17 protein-coding genes, 1 tRNA gene and 2 pseudogenes are annotated in these 18643 nt (G+C 69.6%); 11 read left to right on the forward strand and 9 right to left on the reverse strand.

What is annotated here, in order from left to right; genetic code table 11:
* Window positions 1-247: 247 nt before the first annotated feature.
* The 5 genes from ACH492_RS04225 to ACH492_RS04245 all read right to left on the reverse strand — a co-directional run bounded on the left by ACH492_RS04225 (window position 248) and on the right by ACH492_RS04245 (window position 7841).
* Window positions 248-1009: a hypothetical protein gene (locus ACH492_RS04225; protein ID WP_398982537.1), complete on the reverse strand. Its 762-nt coding sequence runs from the start codon at window positions 1007-1009 to the stop codon at window positions 248-250.
* Window positions 1002-5630, reverse strand: a complete 4629-nt coding sequence (locus tag ACH492_RS04230; protein WP_398982539.1) for a putative T7SS-secreted protein — start codon at window positions 5628-5630, stop codon at window positions 1002-1004. Before ACH492_RS04230 ends, ACH492_RS04225 begins: the two co-directional genes overlap by 8 nt.
* The gene (locus tag ACH492_RS04235; RefSeq protein ID WP_398982541.1) at window positions 5630-6187 is read right to left on the reverse strand and encodes a hypothetical protein; all 558 of its coding nucleotides are present in this window, start codon (window positions 6185-6187) and stop codon (window positions 5630-5632) included. Before ACH492_RS04235 ends, ACH492_RS04230 begins: the two co-directional genes overlap by 1 nt.
* A complete protein-coding gene (locus ACH492_RS04240; RefSeq protein ID WP_398982543.1) occupies window positions 6187-6582 on the reverse strand; it encodes a hypothetical protein in 396 nt (131 codons plus the stop codon). The genes ACH492_RS04235 and ACH492_RS04240 overlap by 1 nt, the downstream gene beginning before the upstream one ends.
* A 440-nt stretch (window positions 6583-7022) precedes the next feature.
* A complete protein-coding gene (locus ACH492_RS04245; RefSeq protein WP_398982545.1) occupies window positions 7023-7841 on the reverse strand; it encodes a rhomboid family intramembrane serine protease in 819 nt (272 codons plus the stop codon).
* Window positions 7842-7938: 97 nt separating this feature from the next.
* On the opposite strand from ACH492_RS04245, the gene ACH492_RS04250 reads away from it, so the two are divergent.
* The gene (locus tag ACH492_RS04250; protein ID WP_398982547.1) at window positions 7939-8601 is read left to right on the forward strand and encodes a sulfite exporter TauE/SafE family protein; all 663 of its coding nucleotides are present in this window, start codon (window positions 7939-7941) and stop codon (window positions 8599-8601) included.
* Here the strand turns inward: ACH492_RS04250 and cobF are convergent.
* On the reverse strand, window positions 8570-9325 hold the full coding sequence (gene cobF, locus ACH492_RS04255; protein WP_398982549.1) for a precorrin-6A synthase (deacetylating): 756 nt from the start codon (window positions 9323-9325) through the stop codon (window positions 8570-8572). The two genes, ACH492_RS04250 and cobF, sit on opposite strands and share 32 nt — an antisense overlap.
* Window positions 9326-9397: 72 nt before the next feature.
* Between cobF and ACH492_RS04260 the strand changes: the two genes are divergently transcribed.
* The 3 genes from ACH492_RS04260 to ACH492_RS04270 are packed head-to-tail and all read left to right on the forward strand — an operon-like array spanning window position 9398 to window position 12161.
* The gene (locus ACH492_RS04260) at window positions 9398-10108 is read left to right on the forward strand and encodes a (Fe-S)-binding protein (protein ID WP_398982551.1); all 711 of its coding nucleotides are present in this window, start codon (window positions 9398-9400) and stop codon (window positions 10106-10108) included.
* Entirely contained in the window at window positions 10105-11523 is a 1419-nt protein-coding gene (locus ACH492_RS04265; protein WP_398982553.1) for a LutB/LldF family L-lactate oxidation iron-sulfur protein, read from the forward strand. Before ACH492_RS04260 ends, ACH492_RS04265 begins: the two co-directional genes overlap by 4 nt.
* The gene (locus tag ACH492_RS04270; protein ID WP_398982555.1) at window positions 11520-12161 is read left to right on the forward strand and encodes a lactate utilization protein C; all 642 of its coding nucleotides are present in this window, start codon (window positions 11520-11522) and stop codon (window positions 12159-12161) included. Before ACH492_RS04265 ends, ACH492_RS04270 begins: the two co-directional genes overlap by 4 nt.
* Here the strand turns inward: ACH492_RS04270 and ACH492_RS04275 are convergent.
* Both ACH492_RS04275 and ACH492_RS04280 read right to left on the reverse strand, forming a co-directional pair.
* Entirely contained in the window at window positions 12150-12638 is a 489-nt protein-coding gene (locus tag ACH492_RS04275) for a DUF309 domain-containing protein (protein ID WP_398982557.1), read from the reverse strand. The genes ACH492_RS04270 and ACH492_RS04275 overlap by 12 nt on opposite strands.
* 60 nt (window positions 12639-12698) lie before the next feature.
* Window positions 12699-14117, reverse strand: a complete 1419-nt coding sequence (locus ACH492_RS04280; RefSeq protein ID WP_398982559.1) for an MFS transporter — start codon at window positions 14115-14117, stop codon at window positions 12699-12701.
* Between the two features lie 173 nt (window positions 14118-14290).
* Between ACH492_RS04280 and ACH492_RS04285 the strand changes: the two genes are divergently transcribed.
* From ACH492_RS04285 to ACH492_RS04315, 7 genes and pseudogenes are all read left to right on the forward strand, one after another.
* Window positions 14291-14815 carry a winged helix-turn-helix transcriptional regulator gene (locus ACH492_RS04285; RefSeq protein WP_398982561.1) on the forward strand — a complete coding sequence of 175 codons (525 nt, stop codon included), beginning with the start codon at window positions 14291-14293 and terminating at the stop codon, window positions 14813-14815.
* 523 nt (window positions 14816-15338) lie between these two features.
* Window positions 15339-15461 (forward strand): annotated as a pseudogene (locus tag ACH492_RS04290) (thioesterase family protein); the annotation flags it as partial.
* A complete protein-coding gene (locus ACH492_RS04295; protein WP_398983312.1) occupies window positions 15462-16016 on the forward strand; it encodes a hypothetical protein in 555 nt (184 codons plus the stop codon).
* Window positions 16017-16056: 40 nt separating this feature from the next.
* Window positions 16057-16407: a hypothetical protein gene (locus tag ACH492_RS04300; RefSeq protein WP_398982563.1), complete on the forward strand. Its 351-nt coding sequence runs from the start codon at window positions 16057-16059 to the stop codon at window positions 16405-16407.
* Window positions 16404-17291 carry an alpha/beta hydrolase gene (locus tag ACH492_RS04305; protein ID WP_398982565.1) on the forward strand — a complete coding sequence of 296 codons (888 nt, stop codon included), beginning with the start codon at window positions 16404-16406 and terminating at the stop codon, window positions 17289-17291. The genes ACH492_RS04300 and ACH492_RS04305 overlap by 4 nt, the downstream gene beginning before the upstream one ends.
* Entirely contained in the window at window positions 17288-17473 is a 186-nt protein-coding gene (locus tag ACH492_RS04310) for a rubredoxin (protein WP_307659893.1), read from the forward strand. The genes ACH492_RS04305 and ACH492_RS04310 overlap by 4 nt, the downstream gene beginning before the upstream one ends.
* Before the next feature lie 136 nt (window positions 17474-17609).
* Window positions 17610-17683, forward strand: a tRNA-Pro gene (locus tag ACH492_RS04315).
* 99 nt (window positions 17684-17782) lie between these two features.
* Here the strand turns inward: ACH492_RS04315 and ACH492_RS04320 are convergent.
* Window positions 17783-18567, reverse strand: a pseudogene (locus ACH492_RS04320) (tyrosine-type recombinase/integrase); the annotation flags it as partial.
* Window positions 18568-18643: the final 76 nt, after the last annotated feature.

The following is an 18643-nucleotide window of genomic DNA, read 5'->3' on the forward strand; positions in this document are numbered from 1 at the left end:
AGCAATCTGAAGCGGCCCCTTGATCGTTTTGGGGACCAGTTGGGGACCAGCGCACTTGACCGCACCGAAGCGCACCTTGACCCAGTCAAGGTGCGCCATATGGTCCGTCGACGTGTGCACTTGTCGTCGTTCGCAGGCCGGTGCCCGCACAGCCACCTCCATCCAACGCCCCTGCCGGGAGTAGTCGGTGCTTGTGACGGTGTTATGGGTTGCCCATCAAAGGTGCGGGCGATACTCGATGTCCAGGTCACGGCGCCGATCCGGTGTCTCCCCGTGCGATGCGGTCCAGTAGGGGGGCCGCCCAGTCCGGGAGGGCGGACGCCGTGGGGCGGGGCGGGCGGGGGTCGGCGGCGATGCCGATGCCACCTGCTGGGTCGCCGTAAATGAACCGCTGCGACCACCCGAGCCATGAACGGACGAACAGGTTCGCGCTCCACGCGAGGGCCAGCGCGCCGCGCCGCTCTGGAACCTCGTACCAGTAGCTGGTGAGCACGACCGCGCGGGAGACCGCCTCGTCCGGGCCCCCCGGCCGGGAATCGGCGGTGAGCCCGGCGGCCAGCACCGATGCCGCGAACCGGTTGTCCGCGAGCAGTCCGCCGCTGTCGCAGACGACCGCGTCCAACAGGTCCACCGGGAGGTCCACGGCCGCCGCCTCCAGCCGCGCCAGCAGCTCGGGCAGCCCCGGATCGCCGGCCGTCTCGGGGTCGGGCACCACCCGCAGGTCGGCCGGCAGTCGCTCGTCCGCCGTGCGGGCGGCCAGCAGGTGGACGTACGCCAGCGCGCGCAGCGTCTGCCAGCGGCAGAGGGTGTCGAGCAGCGCGATCCGGGAGCCACGGAAGGCGAGCCGCACCGGCCAGTCGGCCGCCCGGACCTCGTCCCCGAGGGCTCGCAGCTCCGGCGGCACGGGGGCCGGGAAGACCCGGCTCTGGCCGGCGTCGTACGACGCCTCGGCACGGTAGCCCGGCCAGCCGGGTACGGGGTCGTGGGGTGTACCGCTACGGCTACTCATTCACTTCGTCGTCCTTCGGTGTCCGCCACTTCGCCGTGTCCTTGCCGTCTCGCGGAGTCACGTAGTTGGAGAGGTCCTCCGGGTCGATGTGGTACGCGTGGATCATATGGTCCTGGCGGATGATGGCCACCGGCCTCGACGGGTCGAGGCTGCGGTCGATGATGATCCGCGCCCCGGTCGCGTCGTCGACGTAGTTGGCCGGCGATTGCAGATGGCCCCGCAGGTACTTCTCCAGTTTCACCTCGTCCCCGCCGATGCCCTCCAGGTAGTGGTTCGACTTGCCGCTCTCCGCCTCGTTGAGCTGGTGGTCGACGCCCTGCGCCGCCCGGGTGCTGTCCGAGTAGGGGGCCAGTCCGAAGGGGTCGCACCACCCGTGGGGATTGGCGACGTACGCCACCGGGTTGGGGGCCGCCGCCAGGCCCAGCGGGTCCGGACTCAGGTAGCGGGCGGTCTCGGGGTCGTAGGCGCGGAAGTAGTTGTGGTGCAGGCCCGATTCGCTGTCGAAGTATTGGCCGGGAAAGCGCAGCGGCGTGTACGCCGTGGCGTCCCGGTTCCAGGCCGTGGAGCCCCACAGCGTGGACCGGCTGCGCCAGGCCGGCACGCCATGCTCGTCGACCAGTTCGGTGGGTGTGCCCACCAGGTCGGTGACGATGGCGTAGAACCGTTCGTCCACCACCTCCTGGTCGGCCGTCAGGATCCGCTCCGTCTGCGCTAGCGGCTGCAGACCGCGGTGGTCCCAGGTCACGGCGATCGCCCGGTCGGCCTCCGCCGAGGTGCTGGTCTGCTCGCACAGCACACTGCCGTCCCAGGTGAAGACCGTTCGCTCGGCCACCTCCAGACCGTCGGGGGTCATCAGTTCCTTGGCCGTACGCCGTCCCAGCGGGTCGTACGTGTACCGCCAGCGCGTCCCGTCCGGGGTGGTGACGGCCGTGATGCGGTCCTCGGCGTCCCACTCGTAGCGCCAGGTGTCTGGCTTGCGCGAGAGCCGGGCCTTCTGACGGAGCACGACCCGGCCGAGGGCGTCGTACTCGTGACGGACCCGGCCGGCGCCGATCAGCCGGGTGCCCTCGTAGGTGCGCGGTCCGGTGGCGTCCTGGCCCCCGGGATGGGAGCCGGGCCATGACGCGGAGGTCTGGTTGCCCGCCTCGTCGTACGCGTAGCGCTCGGTCCAGTTCTCGGCGTGCACTGCCGTCACCCGGCCTCGCGGGTCGAGCTCGAAGCTGCGCCGTCCGGCCAGCAGATCGTCGATCCCGGTCAGGACTCCATCGGACCGGTAGGTGTACCCGCGGCGCTGCACCACGTCCTGCCCGGCGCCCGTGAGCCGCTGCTCCACCAGCCGGCCGGCCTCGTCCCACGCGTGGCCGAGGGTGACGGCGTCTCCGTAGGTGCGGCTGAGCTCCTGGCCCGCCGCGTCGTGCGTGAAGCCGATCCGTCGGCCGGACGTGGTCAGGGCGTCGTGGCGGCCCGCGGCGTCGTAGGCCCACACGGCGACGGCCCCCGACGGCGTGGTCCGGCCGGTGCGGCGGCCCGCGGCGTCGTAGGTGTAGGTGAGGGTGCGGCCGTCGACCTTCTCCTGAAGGAGCCGGCCCGCCCGGTCGCGCAGCCGGGTCAGCACGCTCTCCCCGCGCACCGCGACGGCAAGCCGGTCGAACACGTCGTACTCGTACGTCGTCACCGTGCCGCCCGCGTCCTTGCGGACGGTGTGCCCCAGGGCATCGCGGTCGTACGTGATCCGCTGTCCGAGGGCGTCGGTGCGGGTGACGAGCCGGCCCGCCGGGTCGTAGGCGTAGTCGAGCACACGGCCGTCGAAGTCGGTCTCCCGGACGAGCCGGCCCGCCGGGTCGTAGGCGTACTCCCAGGTCATGCCCTGCGGGTTGCGGACCCGGGTCAGCCGCAGCTCGGCGTCGTACGCGTATTCGTGCCGCGTGCCGTCCGTGTCGGTCCGGGCGGCGATCAGGTCGAAGTGGGTGTACTCGAAGTGCACCGTAGCGCCTTCGGGACCGTCCGTACGGGTCAGGCAGTTGCCCTCGCCGTCGTACGTCCACGAGCGCCTGCCGCCGTCCGGACCGGTCCGGTGCAGCGGCTTGCCCTCGACCGTCCACTCCATGCGCGTGACTGTGCCCAAGGGGTCGGTGACCGCCGTGGCCCGCCCGAAGGCGTCCCGCTCGTACGTCGTGGTGGCGCCGCCCCTGTCGGTGACGGCGAGCGGCAGTCCGGCCTGGTCGGTGCGGACCCGCGTGACCGCTCCCAGGGGATCGGTCACGGTGCTGAGGTGGCCGCGCTCGTCGTAGCCGAATCGGGTGACCGTCCCGTCGGGGCGGCTGACCGAGGTGCGGTTTCCGCGCTCGTCGTAGGTCTGGCGAACGACGGAGCCGTCCACAGCGACGACCTTGACCGGCCGGCCGAGTTCGTTGTACTCGGCTCGCGCCTCCCGGCCGTCGGGCCGGACGTAGGAGACCAGGCGGCCGACGTCGTCGTGGGAGGTGAGGGTGGTGTTGCCGAGCGGATCGGTGTGCGCGATCCGACGGCCCCGGTCGTCGTACGCGTACCGGGTGACCGCGCCGAGCGGGTCGGTCTCGGTCACCACCCGGTACCGGTCGTCGATCAGGTAGCGGCGAGTGCGCCCGGCGGCCGTGGTCACCCGCGTCACCCGGTGGCCGGTCTGCGGGTCCGCCTCGTGGTACCGGAAGGTGAGGGCGATGTGGCCCGCCTCGCCGCCTTCCGCGACGCACCGGTCGAGATCGTCGTAAGCGTACTCGTAGCGGCGGTCGTTCGTATCGGTCCACGAGGTGATGCGGGTGCGGTCGTCATAGGTGAACCGCAACGGCAGTCTGGAGGAGTTGGTGACCTCAGTCAGGTTCCCGTCGGTGTAGCCGTACGCGAGGATGCGGCCGCCGCCGGTCAGGTGCAGTGCGGTGATCCGGCCGTCGGCGGTCTCGAAGCGAAGGTGGTAGCCGCCGGAGTGGACCACGCCCAGCGGAGTGCCGCTTTCGTCGTACTCGAAGGTGACGTGGTGGCCGCCCAGGCCGTCGAGCTGGACGATCGGCGCGACGCCGTTCTCGCCGCCGTCCACCGGCGGGGCGAAGCGGCGGACGTCGCCCGTCAGGGGGTCGGTCAGCTTCCAGTCGCCGTCCGCGGTGCGCTCCAGCGGGTGACGGGGGCCCGACGCCGAGACCGGCAGCACCGGCACACCGGGCGCGGGATGCGGATATCCGACGAGGAGACCGTCCTCGGACACCAGGACGACTCCCTTGGCGTCGATCTCCAGGTGCTGGTCGATCGTGGACGACCAGGTCGGGCCGAACCAGCGGCCCGCCCGGTAGCCGGACTCCGCACGCCGCTTGAACGCGAAGGGGAAGGCGCCGGGGAGGACCACGTCCGTCTGCGGGAGGTACATCCGGCCGGTGGCGAGGTCGACGGGGTCAGTGCCCTCACTGGCCTTGTCCGGGTCGGGCCGTTCGCCGTGGTGCGGGCCGTTCCTGTCCGTCTCCTTGCGGCCCGGGCCGTCCAGGTCGTCCAGGTGCTGGGCGGCCGAGCCCCCCTTCTTCGCCGCGCCCAGACCTTTGGAACCGAGGAGTTCGGGGAGGAGCTTGCCCACGCCCTCGTTCGGGTCCTTCATGAACTCGTCAAGCATCTGCTTGCCCGCGCCCCACGGGTCGTTGGCCATGGTGACCAGCCCGGCGGCCAGCGAGTTGAGGTTCGTCTGGTACTCGGCGGGGTGGGTCAGGTTGTACGGGTCCGTCGGGTTGACCGCGCGGGCGAAGTTGACGAGGCCGGCCGCGCCCTTGAGGACTCCGCCTGTCAGATGCGTCTTGGCGAGATCCAGGTAGTCCAGGCCGTCTGCGAGCTGCTCGGCGTACGAGGGCTTGGGCGGGGCCGCGTCACGGGCCCCGCGGACCGCCGTACGGGCCGTCTCGGCGACCTCATTGCGCTGCTTGCGCGCGTCGTCGAGCTTGTCCTGGGCGGCCTTGGCCAACGGGACGCCGGGGTCGGTGAAGTTCTCGGACGGCCTCGGCGGCAGGGTGTCCTTCTTCGCCTCGACCGCGTCGTTGTACTCGTCGATCGACTTGTTGTAGGCGTTCCGCGCGTCCTGCGAGACTTTCTTGGCCTTGTTGTACTCCTCCAGGGCCTCCTTCGCCCTGCCCTGCGCCCACTCCACGGTGTCCGCGAACCGGTTCATCGCGTCGGCGGCCTTGCCGAAGGACTCGGCCGCCTTGAACCACTGCGGCGGCTCCTTCGCTATGGACTCCCGGAAGGCATCCGCCGACTCACCCTTCAGACCGTCGCCCTGCAGGGACTTGATGCCGTTGCCGACGAGGGTGAACGAAAGCTCGAAATCACTTAGGTGCGAGACCTGCGCGCGGATCTTGGAGACGCTGCCGTAGACCAGCTTCTTCGGGTCCTCGGTCTGCCCGAGTTCCAGCTCCGCGACGTCCGCGCCGAGCTGGTTCGCGGCGGAGCGGCTCTTGTCGCGGATCCAGTCGCCCGCCTCGTCGAGACCGACGTCCTCCGCCAGGTCGGCGACCTTGTCGCCGGTCCACTCGACGGCATCGCCGAGGTCCTCGGCGCGGTCCTCGGCCCAATCCTCCACCGAGTCCGGTACGAAGTCCCTCCAGCCCATCAGTTACCACCCCCGTCGGCCTGGTCCAGCAGGTCCTTCAGCGAACCGACCTTTCCCGTGGAGGACAGTTTGTCCCCCGTGTCCGACCAGGTCTGCTTGTTGTCCTCGCGGCTCTTCTCGAAGGACTCGGGGCTGTAGTCCGGCTTGTAGACGTCGGCCCGGAAGATGTCGCCCCAGGCCTTCTGCTCGATCTCGTCCTCGCTCGCATGCGGATTGCCGTACGCGGCATTGGCCACGACCTTGAACGCGCCCTGGATGTACTGGTCCTCCTCCCACACCGAGCCGGCAGCGATGCCGAGGGAGCGCGCGAGGATGCTCGCGTTCTGCACAAGGCTGCGCACGCCCCACTCCCAGCGCTCGCAGAAGTCCTCGTAGTCGGTGGCCACACCCATGTGCCCGGTTTCCATGCCGGTCATGGACAGGTCGCTGAAACCGGCGCCCTGGGAGGCACCCGCCGCGTCCGACGACTCGCGCAGCTCCGCGATGGCAGCGCGCAGGCCCTTCTGGATGCCCGCGACGGCCGCGGGCGAGAGCTCCAGGTCCGGATCGCCCGCCATCAGGCGACGTCCGTGCGGTCGACGGCGCAGGCCTCGGGCACGATGCCGAGGACCGGCGGGAACAGCATCGAGCCGTCGTCGTCGGCCACGTTCACCGCGACCCCCGCCGGCCCGTCGACCATCGGGACGATCGCGTCGACCAGGCGCGCGCCGAGGATCGAGAGGTACTCCCACTCCCGGTCCCCGGCCCCACGCGCCTGCGTGAAGCGGGCGAGCGCCGCCTCGTCCGTGAACGCGTACAGCCAGCGGACGCCGCCCTGCACGGCGGACATCAGACCTCCGTCGGCCCCGGCCGCCAACGGAGCGAGCAGCACCGTCCGCCGGAACTCGCCCACGAGGCGGCCGGGTTCACCCCTGCCGTCACGGTATGCGGCTATTTCCTCGGTCAGTTCCATGGCGCGCTTCCCCTCCGTGCGATCAGGGCCCCCAAGGGGGACGGTACCCAGGCCCCCGACGGTTCCTCCAGGACGAGGCGGATCTCGGTGACCGCGTAGCCGGCGCGGTCGAAGGCGGCGGCCATGCGGCCGGATCGGTGTTCAAGCAGAAGCCTGGCCGCTAGCGCAGTGGATTTGGGGACCAGTTGGGGACCACACGGTGTGCGCGGCAGCGAACGTGCCGGGTGCTCACGCACAACTCGCAGCCAGAATTAGTTTGTTATGTCACGACAATCCCGCTGATTCTCACTCCTGGGGGTCAAGGGGTCGCAGGTTCAAATCCTGTCGTCCCGACGGTGTTGAGGGTCTTCACAGGTCAGAACCTGCGGAGGCCCTCTTCTCGGGCTCCGGTTCAGGCTCCCGAAGTCCTGGGAGGGCTTCCTGCGCGACTGGCAATGAGCTCACCAATGCGGTGGTACCTGCGGCGCTTTCTGCAGCCGCCGCGGTTCGGGCGGGGGAGGGGTATTGGCGCGCAACGGAAGCGCCAGCAACACCCCGGCCACGAAACCGGCCACATGGGCGAGATAGGCAACGGTGCCGGCCTCCGCGACGCCGTAGCCGGCCGAGTAGAACGCCTGCAGGACGAACCACAGTCCCAGCACCGCCCAGGCGGGGAGCCGCAGAGGGATGAAGAACAAGAAGGGCACCAGGCCCCACACCCGAACCCGCGGGTAGAGCACCAGGTAGGCGCCCAGCACGCCGGCGATTGCCCCGGATGCCCCGATCAGCGGTTCGGCGGAGTCGGGGTTGGCCAGCGCGAAGCCGTACCCGGCCACGTACCCGCAGAACAGGTAGAACAGCAGGTACCGCACCCGGCCCAACCGGTCCTCGATGTTGTCGCCGAAGATCCACAAGAAGAGCATGTTGCCCAGCAGGTGCAGCCAGCTGCCGTGCAGGAACATCGAGGTCAGCACGGACAGCGGAGGCGCCTTGTCGTAACCGGGCGGTCCAAGCAGGCAACCCTGTCCCTGGGGACCCACCGCGGGGGTTCCGGTCGGGACCAGGTCCGGCACCCGGTTGTGGATCAGCTCCCGCGGGACGGCGCCCCACTGCTCGAGGAAAGCCTGCAGATGGCACAGTTGCGCCAGGCTGCTGTCGCCCGCGATCGAGGACACGGCCACGGGCGTGCGCAGGAACACCACGACGTTGGCCACGATCAGCGCGTAGGTGACCCAGGGGGTGCGCCGTACCGGATTCGAATCATGGACGGGAATGACCACATACGGAGCCTGCCCTGATTGGCACCGAGAATACGGCCCGGCCCCCGGCTCCGACGGGATGCCAGGGTCCGGGCGCATAGCATCAGCTCCTGACATCATGATCAGCTGGGAACTGGCTGCGCTCGCCGCGGCAGCCGTACTCGTCGGCTTCTCGAAGACCGCCGTGAGCGGTGCGAACACGGTCAGCCTCGCGATCTTCGCGGCGGTGCTGCCGGCGCGCGAGTCGACAGGGGTGCTGCTGCCCGTACTCATCGTCGGCGATGTGGTCGCCGTACTCATCTATCGCAGGCACGCCCACCGGCCGACCCTGCTGCGACTGTTTCCCGCGGTCGCCGCCGGTGTGGTGGCCGGCACGCTGTTCATGTTCTGGGCCGACGACGACGCCGTGCGCACATCGATCGGGGCGATCCTGCTGCTGATGGCCGGGGCCACCGTGTGGCGCAGACGGCCGGGCGCGGACGAGGCGCTCGCATCGCAGGAAGGTCGAAGAGGCCGGCTGAAGGCACGCTCGTACGGCGTACTCGGCGGATTCACCACGATGGTCGCCAACGCGGGCGGGCCCGTCCAGCGCTGGTCGAACGGAGCCTGCTGGAGGACTCCGCCGAGGAACACCACGAACTGCTGGACGCGGCTGCCGGCCAGGGACGAGGAGGCGGTACGGGAGGTGATGGCCCGCCATCTCGGGCACGTACGCGGCCTATGGGCGAAGACCTCAGGCTGCGGCGGCCTCAGCCCCGCCGCAGTAGATAGGTGTCCATGATCCAGCCCTTGCTTGCGCGCGCCTCGGCACGCAGCTCCTCGATCCGGTCGGACACCTCAGAAAGCCGCCCCGACACCAGGATCTCGTCCTCGGTGCCCACATACGCGCCCCAGTAGATGAACAGATCCTGGTCGAGATGGCGGGTGAACGCCTGCCGCGCGTCGAGCATCACGACCACGTCGTCCACGCCCTCCGGCCAGCCGTCGGCGAGCCGCCGGCCCGTGGTGATCTGAACCGGGCGGCCCACCCGGTTCAGACCGGTGCGGTGCTTGGCCAGCAGCGCCGAGACGCTGCTGATGCCGGGTACCACCTCATGGCTGAAAGCGACCGTGCCGCGTTCGAGGATCTCCTCAAGAATGCCGAGGGTGGAGTCGTACAGCGCCGGATCGCCCCACACCAGGAATGCCCCGCAGTCGTCATCGCCCAGTTCCTCGGCGATGAACCGCTCGTACAGGTCGGCTCGGCGGTGGCGCCAGTCGTCGACCGCGGGGGAGTAGTCCGATGTTTTCCGGTCCCGCTCCGGATCGCTCGCCACGACCAGACGGTACGAAGGGTCCTCGACATGTGCGTCGAGAATCTCCCGGCGCAGCTGCGTCAGATCCGACTTCTCCTCGCCCTTGTCGAGGATGAAGAACGCATCCGCCTTGTTCAGCGCCTTGACCGCCTGCAGGGTCAGCTGGTCGGGGTCGCCCGCCCCGATGCCGATCACATAGATCCTTCTCACGCTGACGAGTGTGCCCCATCCGGCTGATCGCCGGACCTACCGGGGTCACCGGTGGCGGCATATCCTCCGACCATGCGTGTCGCACTCTTCGTCACCTGCGTCAACGACGCGGTGTATCCGGCCACGGGCATCGCGACCGTGAGACTCCTGGAGCGGCTCGGGGTGGCGGTGGACTTTCCCGCCGCGCAGACCTGTTGCGGACAGCCGCAGTTCAACACCGGCTACCGGCGTGAGACCGAGCCGCTGGTCCGCCGCACGGCGCGGGCCTTCGAGGGATACGAATACGTCGTGACCCCGTCAGGATCGTGCGCGGCGATGGTGCGCGAGCACTACCCGAAGTTCGGGGAGACGGCGCTCCCGGCCCGTACGTACGAACTCACCGAGTTTCTCGTCGACATCCTCGGCGTCACCGACGTCGGCGCGTACTTCCCGCACACCGTCACCTACCACCCCTCCTGCCACGGCCTGCGCCTGCTGGGGCTGGGGGAGCGGCCGCGCAGGCTCCTGGAGGCGGTGAAGGGGCTCGAGCTGCGCGAACTGCCCGGCGCCGACGAGTGCTGCGGCTTCGGCGGTACCTTCGCCGTCAAGAACTCCGATGTCTCCGCCGCCATGGGCCAGGACAAGGTCCGCAACGCCGCCTCCACCGGAGCCGATGTGCTGTGCGGCGCCGACAACTCCTGTCTGATGCACATCGGCGGCATCCTGCGCCGCCAGGACGCTCCGCAGCGCGCCCTGCACATCGCCGACATCCTCGCGAGCACCGAAGAGGAGCCCCTGCTGTGAGCGGTACGTATCTCGGCATGCCGTCCTTCCCGAAGGCCGCCAAGGACGCCGTGCACAATGTGACCCTGCGCGCCAATCTGCGGCATGCCACCCACACCATCCGTGACAAGCGTGCCAAGGCCGTGGCGGAACTCGACGACTGGGCGCTGCTGCGCGAGGCCGGAAAGCAGATCAAGGACCATACGCTCCGTCATCTCGACCGCTATCTGGAGCAGTTGGAGTCCGCGGTCACGGCGGCAGGCGGCACTGTCCACTGGGCGGCCGACGCCGAGGAGGCCAACCGGATCGTCGCCGATCTGGTGAAGGCGACCGGCGAGAGCGAGGTCGTCAAGGTCAAGTCGATGGCGACCCAGGAGATCGGCCTCAACGAAGCCCTGGAGGCCGAGGGCATCTCGGCGTACGAGACCGATCTCGCCGAACTGATCGTGCAGTTGGGGGAGGACCGGCCGAGCCACATCCTGGTTCCCGCCATCCACCGCAACCGCGGCGAGATCCGCGACATCTTCGAGCAGAAAATGGAGAGCTGGGGCCGACCCGCGCCCGACGGGCTCTCCGACTCCCCTGCCGAACTCGCCGAGGCGGCCCGACTCCACCTCCGCGAGAAATTCCTGCGGGCCAAGGTCGGTATCTCCGGCGCCAACTTCATGGTCGCCGAGACCGGCACGCTCGTCGTCTTCGAGTCCGAGGGCAACGGCCGGATGTGCCTGACCCTCCCCGAGACCCTGATCTCCGTCGTCGGTATCGAGAAAACGGTCCCCACCTGGCGCGATCTGGAGGTCTTCCTGCAGACGCTGCCGCGCTCCTCGACCGCCGAGCGCATGAACCCGTACACCTCGATGTGGACCGGCACCGCCGACGCCGACGGACCGCGGACCTTCCACCTGGTCCTGCTCGACAACGGCAGGACCGACGCGCTGGCCGACGAGGTCGGCCGCCAGGCGCTGCGCTGCATCCGCTGCTCCGCCTGCCTCAATGTCTGCCCGGTGTACGAACGGGCCGGCGGGCATGCGTACGGCTCCGTCTACCCCGGTCCGATCGGCGCCATCCTCAGCCCCCAACTGCGCGGTATCCAGAGCGAGATCGACGCCTCCCTGCCGTACGCCTCCTCGCTGTGCGGGGCCTGCTACGAGGTGTGCCCGGTCGCCATCGACATCCCCGAAGTCCTCGTCCACCTCCGCGAGAAGGTCGCCGACCAGGGAGGCAAGGGCCACCGTCTTGAGAAGGCCGCGATCAAAGCGGCGGGCTGGATCCTCGACCATCCGGCCGCGCTGGCCGCCGGTGAGAAGGCGGCATCCAGGACCCGCAGGCTGCATCCGAGGAAGCCGCCGGGCGCGGGCGCCTGGACCGCCGACCGCGAACTGCCCGAACTGCCCGCCCAATCCTTCCGTGACTGGTGGAAGAAGAACCGCACATGAGCACCGAAACCGGCTCCCGCGACCGCATCCTCGCCCGGATCCGCGCCGCCGTCGCCGACGCGCCCGACGCCTCCGAGGCCGCCCGCGACTACCTGGACAGCCACACCCCTGACGACCCCACCGCGATCCTCGACCTGCTGCAGGAGAACCTCGCCGACTACCGGGCGATCGTGCACCGCGCGAGCGAGGCCGAACTGCCCGCTTTGGTCGCGCAGTTGCTTGCCGATCGCGGCGCGCGGTCGGTCGCCGTGCCGGACGGGCTGCCCGCAGCCTGGCTCGCCGCCGCCGATGTCGGTCAGCGCACGGACGACGGCCCCCTCACTCCGTACGAACTCGACGCCGTCGACGCCGTGGTGACCGGCTGCGCCCTCGCGATCGCCGAGACGGGCACGATCGTCCTCGACGCGGGCCCGGGACAGGGCCGCCGGGCGCTCACCCTCGTCCCGGATCTGCACATCTGCGTCGTACGGGCCCCGGACCAGGTCGTCGCGTCCGTACCGCAGGCGATGCCCCGACTCGACCCGACCCGCCCGCTGACCTGGATCTCCGGCCCCTCCGCCACCAGCGACATCGAGCTCGACCGGGTCGAGGGCGTGCACGGCCCCCGCACCCTCGAGGTCGTGCTGCTACAGGACTGAGATCAGCCGGGGAGCCTCGGCGCCCGCGTCCACCGCTGTGTCCACCGGGCCTTCGAGCCGGGCCGCGAGCTCCCGCGCCCAGGCCGTCAGACCGGCCACATCGATGGCGTACGGATCCCGGTACTCCGAGATGCGGTCCGCGCCCCGGAGCAGCAGCCGCGCGCCGCCCGCCCTGTTGCCGCGGGCGGCGTGCGTGAGCCCCACCGCCAGCTGCGCGAGCCCGCGCCACAGCTCACGCTCCGCCGCGGGCCCTGACTTCCACGCGTCCTCGAAGACCTCGTGGGCATGGAAGGGCATGCCCGCGTCGAGGAGCCGCTGTGCCTCGGCCAGCGTCTGACCCGGCGCGCGCACCACCCCCTCGGCCTGCCGCTCCACTCCCGGACTTCCGTACGGAAGGGGTCGTCCCAGCCCGTCACGAGGGCGTGCGTTGCGTGCGCGCCCTTCGGCGTCGCGGTCCCTGCCTGATGCCTTGTCCACGCCTCGATTGTCCCCCGGGCCGCGGCGGCCGTTTGTCCCCCGGGGCGCGGCGGGGCGTTCTCAGGCGTCGGCGCGGGCCGCCGGCTTCGTGTGGGGCAGGAGCAGGCAGCAGGCCGCCGCCGCGGCGGCCGTCGCCACCAGCGTGAAGTTCCAGCCGTGGCGGAAGGCGTCCATCGCGGCCGCGCCGTGCGGCTTGCCGAGCACGGCGACCAGACCCGCGACACCCACCACGCTGCCGGCCTGACGCGCCATGGTCACCACGCCCGAGCCGGTGGAGAAGTTCGTCGGCGGGACCCGGGTGACCGCCGCGCCCACCAGGGTGGGCAGCGTGAAGCACACGCCGATGCCGGTCAGCACCATGCCGGGCAGCAGCCCCAGTACGTAGTCGTGGTCATCGACGCTCAGGACCGCGATCCACCAGACGAGGCCGATCGCGAAGAACGCACAGCCGACGGTGGACACCACGGCCGCGCCGAAGCGCTGCACGAGCATGCCCGCGTACTTGGACAGCAGCGGCACCATCAGCGGCCCGGGGCTGATCGCCAGACCGGTCTGCAGCGCGGACCAGTGCCACACGTCCTGGCACCACAGGGCCGCGGAGAGCAGCATCGCGCCGAACGCCACCGCGAACAGCAGATTCGCCAGGATGGCGGGGCCCATCGCCGGAATCCGCAGCAGATCCAGCGGGAGAACCGGCGCCGGATGCTTCGCCGAGCGCCATACGAAGAGGGCGAGCAGAGCGACCGCGGCCGCCGGCATGATCGCCACGGAGCCCGAAGACCAGCCCCAGTCAGGGGCTTTGACCAGCCCGAGGGCGACCGCGCCGATCCCGGCGGTGAGGAGCGCCGCGCCGATCAGATCGCCGCGGCCTGTCTCCGTACGGCGGGGGGAGGGCGTGATCGCACGCCGGCCGACGACGACGGTGGCGATGCCGACCGGCAGGTTGATCAGGAAGATCCAGCGCCAGTCGGCCTGGGCGAGCGCGCCGCCGATGACCGGGCCGAGAGCCGCGGCCAGTCCGCTCAGTGCCGCCCAGTTGCGTACGGCCGAGCCGCGCTGCTCCGGCGGCGCGGCGGCCAGCAGAATGCCGAGCGAGGCGGGGATCAGCAGCGCCGCTCCGGCCGACTGGACGACCCGCGCCGCCACCAGGAACCACACGCTGGGCGCGACCGCGCACAGCACCGAGGCCACGGTGAAGAGGGAGATGCCCAGCAGATACGCGCGCCGCGCCCCGGTGCGGTCGGCGAAGCTGCCCGCGGGGACGAGCAGCGCGGCGAAGACCACGGCGTACGCGTTGAGCACCCACGACAGCGAGGACAGCGACGCTTCGTCGAAGTGGCTGCTGATGTTGGGGATCGCCACATTCACGACGAAGAGGTCGAGGTTCGACATCGCCACACCCGCGGCGACGACGGCGAAGACGAGGCGGAAGCGGGAGATCGCTGCCTTGTCCTCGACGGTTGAGGCCTGTTGGGCCATGTTCTTCACTCTCTTCAGGAGGGTGCGGCTGGCCGACCGGAACCGGCAGCTGCGCGAAGGGGTTCGCTCGTCCTTCAGGGGTGCGGATCTGGGGTGTAATGGTTTGAATATCAAACTGACCGCTCGGTACGGGATGCTAGAGGCAGTGAGTTGGATGTGGCAACCTAGGGTGTATGAAGGCACGCACCACGGAGGACGGCGCACTCCCCCCTCTGGCCGTGGACTCGCGCGGCAGGCCGTGCTCGATCGCGGTGTCGCTTCAGGCCGTCGGTGAGAAATGGTCGCTGCTGGCCGTCCGGGAGATCAGCTTCGGCAATCACCGCTTCGCCGCGATCGCCCGCAACACCGGCGCTCCCCGCGATGTCCTCACGGCGCGTCTGCGCCATCTGGAGTCAGTGGGCGTCCTTGCCCGGCGGCGGTACAGCGAGCACCCCCCTCGCTTCGAGTACCACCTCACCGAAGCGGGGCGGGACCTGCTGACCGTGCTGACCACGCTGCGCGCGTGGGGTGACCGATGGCTCGTCGACGAGCCGCCCGCGGTGTTCAGCCACTCCTGCGGCGAGGAGCTGGACATGGTCCACAGCTGTCGCCACTGCGGCCGGGAGGTCGCTCCCGAAGAATTGCGGCTCCAGGTGCGCACACCCGGCTGGGACTGGAGCGGGCCGGTCGAGCCTGAGAACGGCTCCGCCGAGGCCTGAGGGCAGCATTCCGCTGATCGTCGCCCGCGGCCCGTTCTGGCCGTCGCAGCGCTCGCCGAGTTCGGCTGAATATCGACCGTGTGTCGTTCATTACTTATGGGTACGTTGGTTCAGGTCAGCACCCTCGGTCATATGACGCCGAGGCTTTCATGGCACGTCAGGCCTGGTCTGCCGGAGAGTGCAGAGTGCACGATCATGTTCCGGATACTTATTTCCGTACCACCTGCTCGCGGGTTTCCGAATTATTTCCTGACGTTTCGTTCAGGGGGCGGACCAATTAATTGCCGTGTGCGCGGCACGGGTGTGGCGCGCATCACAAAGCTTTTTCTTGTTGACTGGATCCGGTGCGGCCTATCGTCGTGTTCATGCCAAATGTGGTAATTGATCACGATGGTCTTGGAGAGTTGATCCCGCCCGGCGTTCTGCTGCGAAAGCCCGCTGGAGAATGAGTGGAAGCCGCAGGTCACCTCAACGGTTTCGGGGGTTTCACGGCGGGCCCGCCCTCGCCGTGCCGGTCTCCGCCATGGAGTCGCACACTCTCGGTCTCGAGCTACGGAGCATCATCGGAAGATTCGGCAGGCCGATTGATTCCGGATTCCGTATTACGAGTTCGCTGCTGCGGGCCGGGCGCAATACGTCAACGGCGGTGACGGTGTCCGCGGAGACCGACAAGGGGGTGCATGTCGAGGCGTCCGCGATTTTCGGTGCCGGAAGCGATGCGGACTGGCCGCTCGTCGCGCCCGCGGGTCCCGAATCACCGGCGCCCGAGGATCTTGAAGTATTCGCCATTCCCAAGGAATTCCTGCCCATCGTCACCAGCGTGGAAATCAGGCCGGTGTGTGTTTCACGTCCGTATGCGGGCGGAAAGGAACCCGAACTGACGGCGTGGATAACGATCGTCGAGGACGACGATCCGCCGGACGTTCTGCGCTTCGTCTCTCTCATGGACGTTCTTGCGCCCTCATACACGGCGATCCTGTCCACGCTCGCATTTGTGCCAACGGTCGAGCTGACGGTCAGGCCCGGCGTCGCGCTCGCCCAGACCTCGTCGCATGGATCCCGCTGCGGGCGAGGACGCTCGCGGCGAGCCCGAGCGGCCGGGTCGACGAGCAGATCGCCGCCTGGGGCCGCGACGGCACCACTTGGGGACCGCCCACCAGCTCCGCCTCGTCCGTCAGGGCTGACCGCCAGACCGTCCTGAACCCGATCCAACAGACCCTTGTCCAGCAGAAAGGCCCTCTGTGGAAACGCCGTCAGCAGAATCGTCGTCCCCGAAACCGCCACCGAAGCCCCTGGAGACGAAGCCCCCGCGAACGGCTCTGCCCGACGCCGTCCTGCCCGATCCGCGCTTCAGCGGCCAGGCAGAGATCTGCGTCAGCGGCCTGAACGTGGCGAGCGGATATCTGAACCGGCCGGAACTGACCGCGACGACGTGCGGCGCGCAGCTGAGGAAGTTCACCTTCGGCCAGATGTGGCGCATCGTGCGCCATCTGCACTTCTACGACACGGAGTCGGGCTTCCACACCGACCGCACCCGCGCCAAGGTGGCGCCGGGGGAGAAAGCCATGGCGTCCGGCAAGGGCGTCTCGTGACGGCCCGGGCCCTGCGAAGATTCGCCCACACCGCCCTGGGCGCAGTCGCGCCCGGGGCGGGTGCGCGCTGGGCGAGCGACGTCTTCAGCAGCACGCGCACTCTTGGGCCGCGCCCCGACAACGTACTGCCGCTGGGCGCACGGCACTTCACCGTGCACGACAGCCCGGACGCGCCCAACGGATACCTGTGGGGCGAACAGGGCGGTACGGAAGGCACCGCGCTGCTCGTCCACGGCTGGGCGTCCGACAGCAGCAGCATGCACTCGCTCGTCGCGCCGCTGCGTGAACTGGGCTTGTCCGTCGCCGCGTTCGACGCTCCCGCCCACGGGGTGCGCAAGGGCTCGCAGGCCACCATGAGCCAGTACACGCGGGCGGTCCGGGCGGTCCTCGACACTCTCGGGGACGTACGTGTGATCGTCGCGCACTCGCTGGGCGCGATCGCCTCGATCGGCGCGGCCATGCAGCGGACCGTGCGGCGGACCGCGCCGCCGCTCGACTGCCTTGTCGCGATCGCCCCCGCCTGCACCCTGGGCGGCGTGCTGGACAGATGGGACGGCGCGGGACTGCGGCTGACCCGCACCATGGTCGACGGCATCTACCGCGAACTCCACCTTCGCAACGGCGTGCCCGTCAGCCACTGGGACGCCGTCGCGCTCGGCATGGGGCTCGACACCCCGGTCCTGGCCGTCCACGACCCGGGCGACCCGATGGTGCCGTATTCCGACGCCAAGGCCTTCGCCGCCGGCCTGCGCCATGTGACCCTCGAAGAGGCGCCGGGGACCGGCCACGCCGGGATCCTCATGGACAGGGAGGTCAAGGCGCTGGTGTCCGCGTTCGTCTCCCGGAACATCCACTGGAACAGGAACAGAGAAGGGATCTTATGAACGACCAGTCGTCCGGCAAGCGGTCGTGGATGTGTCTCCTGTGCGGCTGGGTGTACTACGAGGAGCTGGGTCTGCCCGAAGAGGGAATCGAGCCGGGTACGCGGTGGGAGGACATCCCCGACACCTGGGAGTGCCCCGACTGCGGCGCCATGAAGGCCGACTTCGTCATGGAAGAGCTCTGACGCTCATGGACGTGCGCCGCCGCCGACGAAACCGACGGCCGGCACATGACCGCAGGCCGGACGTCCGGCGGCCCCCGGGGAGTGGGGTAATGTTCTCTTGCGCCCTCAGCTGGGGAAACCCGGAGGACCGGCGCATCGGGACGTGGCGCAGCTTGGTAGCGCACTTGACTGGGGGTCAAGGGGTCGCAGGTTCAAATCCTGTCGTCCCGACTGGAGGCAGTCGCAGGTCAGGGCCGGGTTCGGAGGTATCCGAACCCGGCCCTTGATCATTTTTGGGGACCAGTTGGGGACCGGCGTGCTTGACCGAGGTCAGCGGGTCACGACGATCGGGCTCGGCAGCGAGCGCGGTGCGCGCAGCACGCTGAAGTGTGCGGAGAGCGCCGCCCCAGCGGCCGTGATCTTGTGTACGTCCGGGTGCAGGTAGCGCTGGGTGGTGGTCAGTGACCCGTGACCGGCGATCCTGCGTAGGACGTGCACTTGGACTCCGGCATCGGCAAACCAGGTCAGTCCGGTGTGCCGGAGGTCATGGCGGCGCAGGTGCTCGTAGCCGAGCTTGGTGACCACGTCGTCCCAGTGTGTGGCGTCCCGCAGGACACCGGTGGAGATGCGTCCGCCGCGCGGGCCGGTGAACAGGCGGGCGTCGGGATTGGGGCCGGCGGACAGGATGCGCTGGGCGACGAGGGGGCGGATCTCCTCGACGATGGGAACCTTGCGGGCCCGCTTGCCTTGGTGCCCTTGTCGGTCAGCCCGCCCGGCGCGGGTGTGGTCTGACGCCGCACGGTCCAGATCCACTGGCTGGTGTCGATGTCTCCGACGCGGCAGCCTGAGATCTCTCCGATCCGTGCGGCGGTGCACGCGGCGAAGATGACGAGGTCTCCCCAGCCGCGGTACTCGTCGTGGGAGGCGGCCACGAGCGCGTCGGCCAGCGCGAGGAGAGTCTCCCAGTCGGGCAGGGCCAGCGCGCGTGGGTCGAGGAGTTCATCCTCGGCCTGCTTGTAGAGTTTCTGCCAGCCGGTCACCCGGGCGGGGTTGACCTTGATGATGCCGTCACGGACTGCCTGCTCCATGACGCGGGCCAAGACGGCGATGGTAGCGTTGGCAATGGTTGCTAGAAGCTCATTGGGCAAGTGCGGCTATTCTCGGGGGGGTACGGAACACACAGCATGCGCC

Source organism: Streptomyces sp. NPDC019443 (assembly GCF_044389785.1).
In the GTDB taxonomy this organism is placed as follows: domain Bacteria; phylum Actinomycetota; class Actinomycetes; order Streptomycetales; family Streptomycetaceae; genus Streptomyces.

Bases quoted from the DNA above. Each gene is read 5' to 3' on its own strand.
- ACH492_RS04240 (WP_398982543.1), bottom strand. From the start codon at position 6,582: ATGGAACTGACCGAGGAAATAGCCGCATACCGTGACGGCAGGGGTGAA.
- ACH492_RS04235 (WP_398982541.1), bottom strand. From the start codon at position 6,187: ATGGCGGGCGATCCGGACCTGGAGCTCTCGCCCGCGGCCGTCGCGGGC.
- ACH492_RS04225 (WP_398982537.1), bottom strand. From the start codon at position 1,009: ATGAGTAGCCGTAGCGGTACACCCCACGACCCCGTACCCGGCTGGCCG.
- ACH492_RS04260 (WP_398982551.1), top strand. From the start codon at position 9,398: ATGCGTGTCGCACTCTTCGTCACCTGCGTCAACGACGCGGTGTATCCG.
- ACH492_RS04310 (WP_307659893.1), top strand. From the start codon at position 17,288: ATGAACGACCAGTCGTCCGGCAAGCGGTCGTGGATGTGTCTCCTGTGC.
- ACH492_RS04230 (WP_398982539.1), bottom strand. From the start codon at position 5,630: ATGGGCTGGAGGGACTTCGTACCGGACTCGGTGGAGGATTGGGCCGAG.
- ACH492_RS04285 (WP_398982561.1), top strand. From the start codon at position 14,291: ATGAAGGCACGCACCACGGAGGACGGCGCACTCCCCCCTCTGGCCGTG.
- ACH492_RS04250 (WP_398982547.1), top strand. From the start codon at position 7,939: ATGATCAGCTGGGAACTGGCTGCGCTCGCCGCGGCAGCCGTACTCGTC.
- ACH492_RS04280 (WP_398982559.1), bottom strand. From the start codon at position 14,117: ATGGCCCAACAGGCCTCAACCGTCGAGGACAAGGCAGCGATCTCCCGC.
- ACH492_RS04270 (WP_398982555.1), top strand. From the start codon at position 11,520: ATGAGCACCGAAACCGGCTCCCGCGACCGCATCCTCGCCCGGATCCGC.